General features: G+C 55.6%; 14 protein-coding genes. 8 read left to right on the forward strand and 6 right to left on the reverse strand.

The window, feature by feature from the left end; all coding sequences use genetic code 11:
• Positions 1-1,006: 1,006 nt before the first annotated feature.
• A complete protein-coding gene (fbp, locus tag ACL2XQ_RS03055) occupies positions 1,007-2,011 on the reverse strand; it encodes a class 1 fructose-bisphosphatase (protein ID WP_410016531.1) in 1,005 nt (334 codons plus the stop codon).
• Positions 2,012-2,276: 265 nt separating this feature from the next.
• Here fbp and mpl point away from each other — a divergent pair, with 265 nt between their 5' ends.
• Positions 2,277-3,650, forward strand: coding sequence for a UDP-N-acetylmuramate:L-alanyl-gamma-D-glutamyl-meso-diaminopimelate ligase (gene mpl, locus ACL2XQ_RS03060; protein ID WP_410016530.1), 1,374 nt, complete (start codon positions 2,277-2,279; stop codon positions 3,648-3,650).
• Positions 3,651-3,924: 274 nt separating this feature from the next.
• On the opposite strand, the gene yhcN is transcribed toward mpl, so the two are convergent.
• Complete coding sequence (yhcN, locus tag ACL2XQ_RS03065; protein ID WP_413722088.1) at positions 3,925-4,188, reverse strand: peroxide/acid stress response protein YhcN; 264 nt, start codon at positions 4,186-4,188, stop codon at positions 3,925-3,927.
• A gap of 446 nt (positions 4,189-4,634) precedes the next feature.
• Entirely contained in the window at positions 4,635-5,105 is a 471-nt protein-coding gene (argR, locus tag ACL2XQ_RS03070) for a transcriptional regulator ArgR (RefSeq protein WP_410016528.1), read from the reverse strand.
• Between the two features lie 453 nt (positions 5,106-5,558).
• Between argR and mdh the strand changes: the two genes are divergently transcribed.
• Together mdh and ACL2XQ_RS03080 are read left to right on the forward strand one after the other, a co-directional pair.
• Positions 5,559-6,497: a malate dehydrogenase gene (gene mdh, locus ACL2XQ_RS03075; RefSeq protein WP_413722089.1), complete on the forward strand. Its 939-nt coding sequence runs from the start codon at positions 5,559-5,561 to the stop codon at positions 6,495-6,497.
• A 507-nt stretch (positions 6,498-7,004) separates the two neighbouring features.
• Complete coding sequence (locus ACL2XQ_RS03080) at positions 7,005-7,388, forward strand: DNA-binding protein (protein WP_410016526.1); 384 nt, start codon at positions 7,005-7,007, stop codon at positions 7,386-7,388.
• Between the two features lie 48 nt (positions 7,389-7,436).
• Here the strand turns inward: ACL2XQ_RS03080 and ACL2XQ_RS03085 are convergent, their stop codons facing one another.
• Positions 7,437-7,700: a helix-turn-helix domain-containing protein gene (locus ACL2XQ_RS03085; protein ID WP_410016525.1), complete on the reverse strand. Its 264-nt coding sequence runs from the start codon at positions 7,698-7,700 to the stop codon at positions 7,437-7,439.
• A gap of 183 nt (positions 7,701-7,883) precedes the next feature.
• Between ACL2XQ_RS03085 and ACL2XQ_RS03090 the strand changes: the two genes are divergently transcribed.
• Positions 7,884-8,270, forward strand: coding sequence for a DNA-binding protein (locus ACL2XQ_RS03090; RefSeq protein WP_410016524.1), 387 nt, complete (start codon positions 7,884-7,886; stop codon positions 8,268-8,270).
• 54 nt (positions 8,271-8,324) lie between these two features.
• Here ACL2XQ_RS03090 and ispB read toward each other — a convergent pair whose 3' ends face one another.
• Entirely contained in the window at positions 8,325-9,296 is a 972-nt protein-coding gene (gene ispB / locus ACL2XQ_RS03095; protein WP_413740048.1) for an octaprenyl diphosphate synthase, read from the reverse strand.
• Between the two features lie 257 nt (positions 9,297-9,553).
• Between ispB and rplU the strand changes: the two genes are divergently transcribed.
• The 4 genes from rplU to cgtA all read left to right on the forward strand — a co-directional run bounded on the left by rplU (position 9,554) and on the right by cgtA (position 12,455).
• Positions 9,554-9,865 carry a 50S ribosomal protein L21 gene (rplU, locus tag ACL2XQ_RS03100; RefSeq protein WP_162364085.1) on the forward strand — a complete coding sequence of 104 codons (312 nt, stop codon included), beginning with the start codon at positions 9,554-9,556 and terminating at the stop codon, positions 9,863-9,865.
• 15 nt (positions 9,866-9,880) lie between these two features.
• On the forward strand, positions 9,881-10,141 hold the full coding sequence (gene rpmA, locus ACL2XQ_RS03105; protein WP_162364084.1) for a 50S ribosomal protein L27: 261 nt from the start codon (positions 9,881-9,883) through the stop codon (positions 10,139-10,141).
• Between the two features lie 132 nt (positions 10,142-10,273).
• Positions 10,274-11,257 (forward strand): DMT family transporter, encoded by a 984-nt coding sequence (locus ACL2XQ_RS03110; RefSeq protein WP_413740049.1) that lies wholly within the window; start codon positions 10,274-10,276, stop codon positions 11,255-11,257.
• 16 nt (positions 11,258-11,273) lie between these two features.
• A complete protein-coding gene (cgtA, locus tag ACL2XQ_RS03115; RefSeq protein WP_410016521.1) occupies positions 11,274-12,455 on the forward strand; it encodes an Obg family GTPase CgtA in 1,182 nt (393 codons plus the stop codon).
• Positions 12,456-12,582: 127 nt separating this feature from the next.
• Here the strand turns inward: cgtA and dacB are convergent, their stop codons facing one another.
• Positions 12,583-14,016 carry a serine-type D-Ala-D-Ala carboxypeptidase gene (gene dacB / locus ACL2XQ_RS03120; protein ID WP_410016520.1) on the reverse strand — a complete coding sequence of 478 codons (1,434 nt, stop codon included), beginning with the start codon at positions 14,014-14,016 and terminating at the stop codon, positions 12,583-12,585.
• Positions 14,017-14,204: the final 188 nt, after the last annotated feature.

Raw genomic sequence — 14,204 nt, forward strand, 5'->3', positions numbered from 1 at the left:
CATAACGATAACGGGTAAGGGCATGTCTGAATAACCGGTTTTTCGCTGCGCCAACTGTATTCCCTACTCGTTGCATCCCATATTAGTTAATCCTATGCCGACGCCTGACCTTATCCTAAGCAACAGCGCCGCTATCGCTTCATAACATGCAGTACGAACAGCGACATGTGGACCGGCATAAAGCGCGCTGACGGCCTCCTTGTCGCTTGCCGGCACCGGGCACGCCATATAACCACCGAACGCACGGCAAGCGAAACCCGCACTGCGGCAACATAAGCCCCCCGCAAGCGCCAGCGAAATCCCAGCCAAAGCTGGCCGCTTTCCATTTAAATGCAGGCAAATGCAGGCGAAAAGGTTCGTCTATCTCTGTTACGGCGTGCTGTATACGCAGCAGCCCTAATGGGCGCGCTCTCCCTTGAACACGTCTGCTTTGAGATGAGTGTTGGCGGGCCTAGCGCGCCATGGGGCGCTCGGTCGGGCGGGAAAAGCACGCCCGATTCGACCCCATTGGCACGCTCTCCCTTGAACACGTCTGCTTTGAGATGAGTGTTGGCGGGCCTACCGCGCCATGGGGCCTCGGTCGGGCGGGAACACCACGCCCGATTCGACCCCATTGGCACGGTCTCCCTTTAACACGTTTGCTTTGAGATGGGTGTTGGCGGGCCTACCGCGCCATGGGGCCTCGGTCGGGCGGGAACACCACGCCCGATTCGACCCCATCGGCACGGTCTCCCTTGAACACGTCTGCTTTGAGATAAGTGTTGGCGGGCATACCATGCCATGGGGCCTCGGTCGGGCGGGAACACCACGCCCGATTCGACCCCATTGGCACGGTCTCCCTTGAACACGTCTGCTTTGAGATGAGTGTTGGCGGGCATACCATGCCATGGGGCTTCGGTCGGGCGGGAACACCACGCCCGATTCGACCCCATCGGCACGGTCTCCCTTTAACACGTCTGCGTTGAGTTCGGCGTTAGCGGGCCTGCCGTGCCGCGAGGCGTGGTTATTATTCGTCGGGGAAATCGCGCATAAAGCGCTCAGCGTCGTTGACCATGGATTCGGTGCCGACAAAGAACGGCGAACGCTGGTGGAGCTGTTGCGGCACGATATCCAGGATGCGGTTTTTGCCGTCGCTGGCCTTGCCGCCGGCCTGTTCGGCCAGGAACGCGACCGGGTTGCATTCATACAGCAGGCGCAGTTTGCCCTGGGGATGCGTGGCGGTGCTGGGATAAAGGTAGATGCCGCCCTTGAGCAAATTGCGGTGGAAGTCGGATACCAGCGAGCCGATGTAGCGGGAAGTGTAGGGGCGGTGAGTGGCCTCGTCCATCTCCTGGCAGTATTTGATGTATTTTTTAACGCCGTTGGGGAACTTGATGTAGTTGCCTTCGTTAATGGAATACATATTGCCGGTGGCCGGGAAGCGTACGCTTTCGTGGGAGAGGCAAAATACGCCGATGGAAGGATCGTAGGTAAAAGCGTGGACCCCGCAGCCGGTGGTATAAACCAGCATGGTGGACGAGCCGTATACCACGTAACCCGCTGCGACCTGCTTGCTGCCGGGCTGGAGGAAATCCTCGAGCGTCACCGGCGTGCCCACCGGCGTGACCCGGCGGTAGATGGAAAATATCGTGCCTACCGAGACGTTGACATCGATATTGGATGAGCCGTCCAGCGGGTCCATCAGCACGACATATTTGCCGCTGGTGGAGCGCTCGCCGTCAAAAATAACGATTTCGTCTTCTTCTTCGGAAGCAATGCCCGCTACCTGTCCGCGCGCCTTCAGCGCCGCTTTTAATTTTTCATTGGCAAACAGGTCGAGTTTCATCTGCACTTCGCCCTGGATATTGGATACGCCGCTGGTGCCGAGGATATCCACCAAACCCGCTGTATTAATATCGCGGTGAATGATCTTCGCCCCTAATTTTATCGCGGAGAGTAACGCGGTAAGTTCACCGGTGGCATGTGGAAATTCGTGCTGTTTCTCTACGATAAATTCGCCTAACGTTTTCATATCACTTTCCCTGGATCCAAAGAATGACCATGTTGCTAAGGATGAAAAGCGGTACAATCGATTTTCACTGACCAATTTCACTGACCGATTTCACTGACCGAGTAACAGTCCGGTTAACCTGACAGAGCTAACACTCATCGATTTGCCGCTTACGTATGTAATGCAGTTTAGCTTAAACGAATGCGAGTACATCATCAAATCCGTTTATATCAGTCGGCCGCAGCGGTAGAATGAGCCGCAGTTCGTGTTAAAAAATGGAAAAATTATGCGCATACACATTCTCGGGATCTGCGGCACATTTATGGGTGGGCTGGCGATGCTGGCGCGCGCGTTGGGGCATGAAGTGACCGGGTCCGATGATAACGTCTATCCCCCGATGAGCACGCTGCTGCAGGATCAGGGCATTGTGCTGATCAAAGGTTACGATCCGGCGCAGCTGACGCCCGAGCCGGAACTGGTCATTATCGGTAATGCGATGAGCCGCGGCAATCCCTGTGTGGAAGCGGTACTGGAGCGGGGTATTCCTTACATGTCCGGCCCGCAGTGGCTGCACGATCGCGTGCTGCAGCAGCGTTGGGTGATAGCGGTGGCCGGCACCCATGGCAAAACCACCACCGCCGGCATGGTAACCTGGATCCTGGAGGAGTGCGGCTATCAGCCGGGGTTCGTGATAGGCGGCGTGCCGGGGAATTTTACCGTTTCCGCACGTTTAGGCGACGGCGCGTTTTTCGTGGTGGAAGCGGATGAATACGATTGTGCGTTTTTTGATAAGCGTTCCAAATTTGTCCATTATTGCCCGCGCACCCTGATTCTTAATAACCTTGAGTTCGATCATGCGGATATTTTTGACGATCTGAAAGCCATCCAAAAACAGTTCCACCATCTGGTCAGGCTGGTGCCCGGCAAAGGGAAAATCATCCTGCCCGATAACGACCCGCATCTGAAGCAGGTGATGGCGATGGGCTGCTGGAGCGAGCAGGAATATGTCGGTGAGGAAGGCAGCTGGCGGGCGAAAAAAAGCGCGGCGGACGCCAGCCGGTTCCAGGTCTTCCTGCAAGGCGAGCTGATGGGCGACGTGCAGTGGGATCTGGTGGGCGAGCACAATATGCATAATGGCCTGATGGCGATTGCCGCCGCCCGTCACGTGGGGGTGCAGCCGGCCGATGCCTGCCGGGCGTTGGGATCCTTTATCAATGCCCGCCGTCGTCTTGAGCTTAAAGGGACTGCCAACGGCGTGAAACTCTATGATGATTTCGCTCACCATCCCACGGCAATCCTGGCGACCCTAGCCGCGTTGCGCAGTAAAGTTGGCGGTACCGCGCGTATTCTGGCGGTGCTGGAACCGCGCTCCAACACCATGAAAATGGGCTTGAATAAAAATGAGCTGGCGCCTTCGCTGGGCCGCGCCGACGAGGTATTTTTATTCCAGCCCCAGCATATTCCCTGGCAGGTGAGCGAGGTGGCGGAGGCGTGCGTACAGCCGGCGCATTGGAGCGCCGATGTCGATACGCTGGTGGAAATGATTGTCAAGACGTCGCAACCGGGCGATTACATTCTGGTGATGAGCAACGGCGGCTTCGGCGGCATTCATGAAAAACTGCTGGCGCAGTTAAACCTGAAAGCCGGCCTGGCGGTGTAGGCGCCGTGCGCAAGCCAAAAAAAACCCCCGCAAGCGGGGGAAAAGGTTCGCCGGATAGGACGACGAGAGGGAATCGGCTGTCCGCGTCTTGGGTTATTACTGGACACAGGAATAACTGAGGGCGACGACGGCATAACCGCTTTGACTTCTGGAGTAAACTCTTTCTGCACTGCGTTATTGATTATTTTTTCAAGCCTTGACGAACCCGCCGGCTTTCAGCAATTCAGCCCAGGGCGCGGCGGCAAGTCGCTGCCGGTGCCCTCCATCCATGCGCTTATTTATACAACTCGGCCGTGGCGTGCCAGGTATCATTTTCACGGGCTTCCGTGATGTGGTATGCCGTTGCGCCTTTGGCTTGAGCAGCTTGATTCAGCGCCTGATGGATGTCGGAAGGCGCGCCCGCGATCCCGCCTACGCTTACGGTGCCGAACGAATGCAAGCCGCTGGCCTGATCCTGCGAGATTGATTCTGCGGCGAAGGCGCCGAAAGATAAGGCTGACATTACGGTCATCAGTGATACTGCGGTTTTAATTTTCATGTTTTATACCTCTACTATTCTTTTGACTGACGTTCTTCATGCTGTTCTTTATTGCTGACAACAGGATGTAAAACGTGATGTTCATCACGAAACAAAGTATACACTAGTAACGGTAGGTATTAGTAGTTTGCTCATAATTTATTATGAAACTTTATTTCTGTACTTTCGCATGATATAAGAAAAAGCTATTAAAAGTGATTGAATAATATACAATTAATGTTAAATAATTGTAATTTCAATCAGATAGCGGTTTTTAGCCAAACGTGCTGTCTGGCCGGCTTCCGGCGGTGGAAACCGCCGCGGTGAAACCCTAGAGAGAATATTAGCGGGGCTTAGGGCCACAAAGGCAGCATCATTTGTGGCGTGATGACGCTTTTGCAGCGGCATAAAAGCGATGAAAAGCACGAATGTTAGGCGCTGGCGTTATAACGCGCCCGATCGTCGGCTTAAAGTTCCTGTTCAAACAGAATAAGGATGGCTTCGTAAAGCTGCTTTACGCTAAAACCCTTGGCGGGGGTGGTAAAGATCGTATCGTCCCCGGCTATGGTGCCCAGGATGCCTTCGGATTTACCCAGGGAATCCAGCAGCCGCGCGATAAGCTGGGCGGCGCCGGGACTGGTATGGATAACGATAACCGCGTCGTTGTGATCGACATCCAGCACCAGGTTTTTCAGCGGACTGCTGGTGGTGGGCACGCCCAGTTCCGCCGGCAGGCAATAGACCATTTCCATCTTCGCGTTGCGGGTCCTTACCGCGCCGAATTTAGTCAGCATCCTTGATACCTTGGACTGGTTAATATTTTCAAATCCCTGTTCTTGCAATGCAAAAACGATTTCACCTTGGGAGCTGAATTTCTCTTCCTTAAGCAAGGCCTTAAAAGCTTTCACCAGTTCTTCTTGTTTAAAGTGGTTGCGCATATTTTCCCAAACCAGTAGCCAGTATTGTACGACGAATTATGCATAAATTTGCATTTTTATGCAATAACAATGCGCAGCCACCGCCAGGATGGCCAAATTAAGTCGGCAAAACAATCAGCTTAGCAATATCTATTCAAACCGACCATGACCGGGCTCCCATATTTCATGGCCGTTAAAAGTAAAGAGAATGTTATTAATTTGATGTTGTTTTAACCATTGCTGTCGGTGTAGTGTGGACGCTAACCACGGGTATTGAACGGCGGCGACAGGCATTATCCGGTGAGGTCATCCGGCATGGGAATTCGGGCGGCTAATAGGGATAAAAAAGGGAAGTTAATGCGTCAATTCTCAAATTTGCGATCGCTGATTTGTTTTTACCCGTTTATGTCTCTATGATCATAACCAGATGATTTGACGGCATTTAATTTTTCCTATAATAATAAGGAGATTAGAATGAAAGTCGCAGTTCTCGGCGCAGCGGGTGGCATAGGCCAGGCCCTTGCCCTGTTGCTCAAAACCCAGCTCCCTCCAGGTTCAGAACTCTCTCTTTATGACATCGCCCCCGTAACGCCCGGCGTGGCGGTCGATCTCAGCCATATTCCCACCGCGGTCAAGATTAAGGGCTTTAGCGGCGAGGACGCAACCCCCGCCTTGGCAGGGGCGGACATCGTTCTTATTTCCGCCGGCGTGGCGCGTAAGCCCGGCATGGATCGCGCCGATCTGTTTAACGTCAATGCGGGCATTGTACGCAACCTGATCAACCAGGTGGCGAAAGCCTGTCCCACGGCGTTAATCGGCATTATCACCAATCCCGTCAATACCACCGTGGCGATTGCCGCTGAAGCGCTGAAGAAAGCCGGGGTGTATGACAAACGCAAGCTTTTCGGCGTCACTACCCTGGATATCATCCGTTCCAATACTTTTGTCGCCGAGCTGAAAGGCTTGCGGCCCGAGGACGTGGAAGTGCGTGTGATTGGCGGCCATTCCGGCGTCACTATCCTGCCTTTATTGTCACAGGTGAAAGGCGTGAGCTTCAGCGAGCAGGAAATCGCCGATCTCACCCGCCGTATCCAGAATGCCGGCACCGAGGTCGTGGAAGCGAAAGCCGGCGGCGGTTCGGCCACGTTATCAATGGGCCAGGCGGCGGCGCGGTTCGGCTTGTCGTTGGTGCGCGCCATGCAGGGTGAAGCCGGCGTGGTGGAATGCGCGTACGTTGAAGGGGACGGCGAATTTACCCGTTTCTTTGCCCAACCGCTGTTGTTGGGCAGACAAGGGCTGGAAGAACGTCAATCCATCGGTACCTTGAGCGCGTTCGAACAGCAGGCGCTGGAACAGATGAAGGATGTGCTGAAGAAAGATATCGAACTGGGCGAAAAATTCATCAATCAGTAGCCTGTACGCCGCGACCCGGAACCCTGGGCCGCGGCTGTTAGCGATCGCCATCGCACGTGCCGGCGGTGGGACGCGCCGGTCATCTGCCGGCCTCCGACCCTTTCCCCTTCATTTGGTCCCTTCCTCATCCGGTTAAACGTATTTTACCCCAGCTTATGTGGACATGTTTTTCATCATTTACCAGCATGTCTTATCGGCGATTTCTGCAATTAAAAACGCGTTTTTCCTGCCGCCAGGTTAATTGCCTTACTTAATTATTCTATTGATAAATAGTGTTTATTTTCAGTTTATGGGATAAAAACCAACCACGATCTCATTTTTACATCCGTTGTAGCGCTTACTGCTTTTTTTGTGTTGTAATTGACGTAACGGCAAGCCGTAATGGCTAAACTGCAAAAGCGAACCTATAACGGAACCGTGCCTGGGTAAGACCGCTGCGTTAAAAGGGTTTTACAGGTATTGCGGAATGGAGATAACGAGAGTTATTACCAGACAAGGAGGGAAACGATGGCACTAAAAAAGGAATGGATAGCCACGCATGAACTGATAGGCGTCGGTGGGTTGCCTAAAACGCGCCAAGGGCTGAACCGGCGGGCGCGCGAAGAAGGCTGGCATAAAAGGCGACGCGAAGGGGCACGCGGCAAGGCTGTGGAATATGCATGGCAAAGCCTGCCCGACACGGTAAAAAAAACGCTGTCGCTCCGTTCCGGTACTGCTGAATATAAGGTCTCGCAGCAGGAACCTTCTTCCACCTGGCTGGAAATTCACCGACAGCTCTCCTGCGCGGAACGCGACTTCGTGGTGTCGTTTATTTTAAGGGAGGGCGTTTTAAACCTGTTAAAACGCCTGGATTATCCCGATGAATCCCTGGCGGGACTCGATCGGGAGTAGGAGGGTAAGACCGGCGCGCCCGGGGGCGTATTCCGGCCTGGTTTACTGTCAGCGGGAGCGTATCAGGCTTTTTCTGTCAACCAACTGATTCGTCTTCGGATCAATGTAACGGCTGGGCCAGATTTCCAGTGGGTGTATGCCCAAGGCATTCCCTATCAGCCATTCGCCTTTCGGCCATGGGCGGGTCATGGCGTTCGCCAGGGTTGACGAACTCAAGCCTGCATCCCGAGAGACGGCCGCAAGCGTGGTGCCGCGTTTACGTAACGCTGCAATGATATCGGCGGAGTGCCAATCTTTTATCCTTTCACACATATTCAATCCCTTGCTGCTCACTGAGGGTAGGTAAATGCACTAATTAGCATAAGTAAGTAACCCGTAGTTGATTTCACTATGCCACCGGAAAATTTATAGCACATTTTTTCCTAAAGTTTTTCCACCATTTTCTCAATGATGTCAAATTTTGCTATGGACGTCCCTTTTTGGAATGCAAAAGATATGAAAAAAGCCTGGTTTAAGACCTGTGAACTCATTGGTGTAGCCAAGCTTCCGGGTACCCGGCAAGGCATTACCGCGCGGGCACGGCGGGAAAACTGGATCCGCCGTCCGGTCGTGGGCGTGCAGGGAAAAGGCCTGGAATTCGCCATTGAGAGTTTACCAGCCGAAGTGCAACAAGAGCTCACCAGCCGGCAAATGCAGGAAACGCCCGTTGCCGAATACCTGATCAATCCCGCGCGCAAGGCGCCGGAAAAAGACCCTCTCGGGGCCTGGATGGCTATATATCAGCAATTTCAACCGGAGGAACGGGATGAGGTCATCAGCCTGGTGTTGCGCGAGGGGATTACGGGGTTTCTGACGCGCCTGGGCATGACGCCCAAGCGCTGATAATCACCGGGAACGGATTTGCCGGCGGGTTTCCCGCTATCGGCCGCCGGTTTCCTAAAATTGCCGTTGCACCGCCAGGTGCGCCAGGCTTTCCAGCGCCTGGCGAAAAGGGGTCGGCTCCAGGCAGGCGAGGCAGGTGATGGCGTTATCCGCTTCCGCTTCCGCACGCTGCCGGGTGTACTCGAGGGAACCGCACTGATGCATGGTTTCCAGTACCGAGTCGAGCAGGTGGCGGCCGTTGCCCTGAATAATGGCCTCGCGGATCATCGCCGCCTGCCGCGCGTCCCCGTGGCGCATGGCATGCAGCAGCGGCAGGGTGGGCTTGCCTTCATTCAGGTCGTCGCCGGTGTTTTTGCCCAGGGTCTTGCCGTCGGCGCCGTAATCCAGCAGATCATCGATTAGCTGGAAGGCGGTGCCCAGGTAACGGCCGTAATCCCGCAGGGCGTTTTCCTGCTCGGGGGTGGCGCCGGCCAAAATGGCGGAAGATTGCGCCGCCGCCTCGAACAGGCGGGCCGTCTTGCTGTAAATCACCCGCATGTAGCTCTCGATGCTGATATCGGGATCGTTGCAGTTCATTAACTGTAATACTTCGCCTTCGGCAATGACGTTAACCGCCTCCGACATCAGCGCCAGGACCCGCAGCGATTCCAGGCCGGTCATCATCTGGAAGGCGCGCGTGTAGATAAAATCCCCCACCAGGACGCTGGCGGCATTGCCGAACGCCGCGTTGGCCGTGGCCTTGCCCCGGCGCATATCGGATTCGTCAACCACGTCGTCATGCAATAAGGTGGCGGTATGGATAAATTCAATCAGCGCCGCCACGGTCACATGCTTTTTGCCGTCGTAATGCAAGGCCCTGGCCGCCAGCACGGCTATCATCGGGCGGATGCGCTTGCCCCCGCCGCTGATGATGTAGTGGCCAAGCTGATTGATAAGCGCGACTTCGGAGTTCAACTGCTCGAGGATAATCGCGTTGACGTCCGCCATATCATGTGCGGTAAGTTCTGTAATTTGATCAAGGTTCATTATTGTCTTTAGGCTTTATTTTAACCGTTAGATAGTAACGCTGCTCATGGGGCCAGATGGTAGAAACTGTGTTACTGATTGTACTTGAAAAATGCCAGAGATAAATGCCGGTGAAGAAACTGCGCTTTTTTCGTCTCCTGTATGTATTCTGCACTTGTCATAGGGCGCTTTTTTGCGTAGAATTCGCGCCCTATTGTGAATATTTATAGCGCACTGTGGACGAATCTAAGTTGAGTGCGCGGAAAGCGGAGTTTTTTATGTACGCGGTTTTCCAAAGTGGTGGTAAACAACACCGGGTCAGCGAAGGTCAGACTGTTCGCCTTGAAAAGCTGGACATCGCAACGGGTGAAACCGTTGAATTCGACCAGGTGATGATGATTGCCAACGGTGATGACATTCAGATCGGCGTTCCTTTCGTCAATGGCGGAAAGATTCAAGCTGAAGTAGTTGCCCATGGTCGTGGCGATAAAGTGACGATTGTTAAATTTCGTCGCCGTAAGCACTATCGTAAGCAACAAGGCCATCGTCAGTGGTTCACTGACGTGAAAATTACCGGTATCGGCGCCTAACAGGGGAGCACACTCATGGCACACAAAAAGGCTGGCGGCTCGACTCGTAACGGTCGCGACTCAGAAAGTAAACGCCTGGGCGTCAAACGCTTCGGCGGCGAAGCTGTTTTAGCAGGCAGCATCATCGTTCGCCAGCGTGGAACTAAATTCCACCCCGGCACCAACGTTGGTTGCGGTAAAGACCACACTCTGTTTGCTTTGGCTACTGGTAAAATCCAGTTCGAAGTTAAAGGACCGAAAAACCGCAAGTTTGTCAGCATCGTAGCAGCTGAATAAATTTTCCGTTTTTTGCTGGCCGCGGCTCCGATAGCCCGGCCCAGGCAACACGTCCCGATAACAGAGCAAAGCCCCGCAATTCTTGCGGGGCTTTTTACTTTTCTTTCCGGCCACGTTTCGCGTTAAACACTCATGAAGACAAATCAGCAGGCGGGACAGCAGGCAGGGGTGGGCATCATGCTGGCGCTCACCACCGCAATGTGCTGGGGGGCGTTGCCCATCGCCATGAAACAGGTGCTCACCGACATGGAGCCGTATACCGTGGTCTGGTACCGTTTCATCATGGCGGGTATCGGTCTGGCCGTCATCCTGGCGCCGCGTCGCCAACTGCCGTCGCTAACGCTGTTTTTGCGCTGGCGCTGGCTGTTGATGCTGGTTATCGCCACCGCGGGCTTGCTGGGCAACTTTATTTTCTTCAGTTCGTCGCTGCAATACCTTAGCCCGACCGCGTCGCAGGTCATCGGGCAGCTTTCGCCGGTGGGCATGATGTTCGCCAGCGTGCTGATCCTTAAGGAACGCATGCGCGGCACCCAGATTATCGGGGCGTTGATGCTGATAAGCGGCCTGGTGATGTTTTTTAATACCAGCCTGCTGGAGATCTTTACCCGGCTGACCGACTACACCCTGGGGGTGATCCTGGGGGTCTGCGCGGCGACGGTCTGGGTCTGTTACGGCGTGGCGCAAAAGGTTCTGCTGCGCCGGCTGGCCTCGCAACAGATCCTGTTTTTACTGTATGTTTTGTGTACAATAGCCTTATCCGTCGTGGCCAAGCCCGCGGCGGTGATGCACCTAAGCTTGTGGCAGGTTGCCTGCCTGGTATTTTGCGGTGCCAATACATTGGTTGGTTACGGCGCGCTGGCGGAAGCCATGGCGCGCTGGCAGGCGGCGCAGGTCAGCGCTATCGTCACGCTGACGCCCCTGTTCACCTTACTTTTTTCGGATTTGCTGTCACTGGCCTGGCCGGATTATTTCGCTGCTCCGGCGCTGAATATTGTCGGTTATCTGGGCGCGTTTGTCGTGGTGGCGGGTGCGATGTTTTCTGCGGCGGGCCATCGGCTCCTGCCCGTGCGGGCCAAAACAGGACCGGTGCTGCCCATTAAGCCGCCCGGCAAATGAATTACGGAGAGTTTCCATGAAGTTTGTAGATGAGGCCGCCATCGTGGTGGTCGCGGGCGACGGCGGCAACGGTTGCGTCAGTTTCCGGCGGGAAAAATATATTCCTAACGGCGGTCCTGACGGCGGCGACGGCGGGGACGGCGGCGATGTCTATCTGCTGGCGGACCGGAACCTGAACACCCTGATCGATTATCGCTTCGAGAAATCCTTCCGCGCTGAACGCGGTCAAAACGGCCAAAGCCGGGACTGCACCGGCAAACGCGGCAAGGACATTACCATCAAAGTCCCGGTGGGCACCCGTATCCTCGACCAGGGCACCGGTGAAACCATGGCCGACATGACCCGCCATGAGCAACGCGTCATGGTGGCGAAAGGCGGTTTCCACGGCTTGGGCAACGCGCGCTTTAAATCTTCCATTAACCGCGCCCCGCGCCAGAAAACCGACGGCACCAAGGGCGAAAACCGCGAACTGCAGCTCGAACTGCTGCTGCTGGCCGATGTCGGCATGCTCGGGCTGCCCAATGCCGGCAAATCAACGTTTATCCGCGCGGTGTCCGCCGCCAAACCCAAGGTGGCCGACTATCCCTTCACCACCCTGGTGCCGAGCCTTGGCGTGGTGCGCATGGATAATGAGCAGAGCTTTGTGGTCGCCGATATCCCCGGCCTGATTGAGGGCGCGTCCGAAGGCGCCGGCCTGGGCATTCGTTTCCTGAAACACCTTGAGCGCTGCCGGGTGCTGCTGCACCTGATCGATCTCGCCCCCATCGATGAATCGGATCCCATCGAAAACGCCCGGATCATCGTCAAGGAGCTTGAGCGCTACAGTGAAAAGCTGGCCGCCAAGCCGCGCTGGCTGGTATTTAATAAGATCGACCTGCTCGACCCCGAAGAAGCGGATCGCCGGGCCAAGGCCATAGCCGCGGCGCTCGGCTGGCAGGAACAGTTCTATATTATTTCCGCCGCCAGCCAGCAGGGCGTTAAAGCGCTGTGCTGGGACGTGATGGCCTTCATTAACAGCCATCCCCACGATCTGCCGGCTGAAGAGGCCGCCGCCCCGGTCAAGGTTGAGTTTATGTGGGATGACTATCACCGCGAACAGCTGGAAAAAACCGAGATCGTCGCTGAAGAGGACGATCTGGACGATGACGATTGGGACGAAGATGATGAAGAAGGCGTGGAATTTATCTATCACCGCTGACGGTTCTGGATTTGCCGCGATCCTGCACGGGTTGCATTAATACGCGCCCGGGCGGCCTCACCGCCGCTACAACGCCCCTACCGCTGTTTGCGGGGGGGCGTTTTTTTATGGACGAGGGGGGCGCCAATCAGTTGTTTTGATAGATATCTTTATATAACCGGCTTTCGAAACGTACCAGGGGAATGCGCCTGGCCTTTTGATCCTCGGGCGGCACCGCGTATCCCGAGAGATACTGCACAAAAGCCATGCGCTGGCCGCTGACGGTGGTGATAAAGCCCGCCAGGTTATAAACCCCCTGCAACGAGCCGGTTTTGGCCGAGACTTTACCGTCCACGCCCGCCTCGTGCAGCCCGGCGCGATACATCAGCGTGCCGTCATATCCCGCCAGCGGCAGCATGGAGATGAAATCCAGGGTTTGGTCATGCTGGCCGATATATTGCAGCACCTGCATCATGGTGGCCGGTGAAATCAGATCGTGGCGCGATAAGCCGGAACCGTCGACGATAATGGTATTGCCCAGATCGATGCCGGCCTGCTGGCGCAGGATTTGCCGTACCGCGTCCGAACCGGCGCGCCAGGTGCCGGGCACCTTGAAACGCTCGCGGCCGATGGTGCGAAATACCGTATCGGCAATCATGTTATCGGATTTCTTCAGCATCACCCGTAGCAAATCATGCAGGGGCGCGGAATACGTCTGCGCCAGTATCTTGCCCGGCGCGCCGGGAACGGTTTGACGCAGCAGGGTGCCCCCAACCTCGATACCCGCCTCTTTCAGCTCGCTTTTCAGGATGGCTCCCGCATAGCTTGCGCCATCCTGGATGGCAAACGCCAGCGGCAGGGGTTCGGCGCGCTGGGGCAGGCAGCCGGTCAGGGTAAAGCGGTTCAGCTCGCCCGGCACCACGTCCAGCTCGCAATATTGTGCCTCGGGGGACCCTTTCGCCAGGGTGCGTACCTGGCTGTACATCTGCACCGGGTAATACGAAGCCACGCGGATAAACGCATTATCGCCGGCCTTGGGCGCGCTGTAGAGCGAAACGGAGAAGCAGTTGCGATCGACGATGGCCGCGCCCGGCGGCGCGCTGAAGCATTGGGTCAAGTCATTCCACGGCCATCCCGGGGCTTTGTCGTGGCTGGCGAAGGCGGAGGTGTCGATGAGCAGATTGCCCGAAACCTGGCGGATGCCCTGCTTGCGTAGTTCGGCGACCATATTGCGCAACTGCTGGCGCCCCAGGGTCGGATCGCCGCTAAAACGGGCGATCAGGTTGCCGCGCAGCACGCCGTTGCCGACCGTGCCGTCGCTTTCCAGGGTGGTGCTGAAACGATAGGCCGGTCCCAGTTGCAACAATGCCGCCAGCGCGGTGATCACTTTCTGGGTACTGGCCGGCAGGGCCATCTGCTGGCTGTGATAATCAATGGCCGGCGTGGGGGCGCCGATTTTTTGTGCAATCAATGCCAGGTTGGCGCCGTCGGGTAACAGTTCCGTATAATTTTCCACCGGCGCGCCGTGCGCGGACAGCATAATAACGCCGGTCAATCCTGTGAGTATTCCTACAAAACGCATAATATTGTGCAACGGCAAAGTAACGTGGTGCCATACTACGGTGCAAACAGGGTTAAAGTAAACGATGACCCATCGGGAACTCTGGGTTAAAATACGTATCAAAATGCAAACCAAGACTGACCAGGCTCGTTGCGCCAGGTGCGGTTTTTTTTGCTTTTCGCTTAGGTGGTAGCGCAAACGGCTACGCC

The sequence above is a fragment of the Sodalis sp. RH14 genome, assembly GCF_047324285.1.
Taxonomy (GTDB): Bacteria; Pseudomonadota; Gammaproteobacteria; order Enterobacterales; family Enterobacteriaceae; genus Acerihabitans.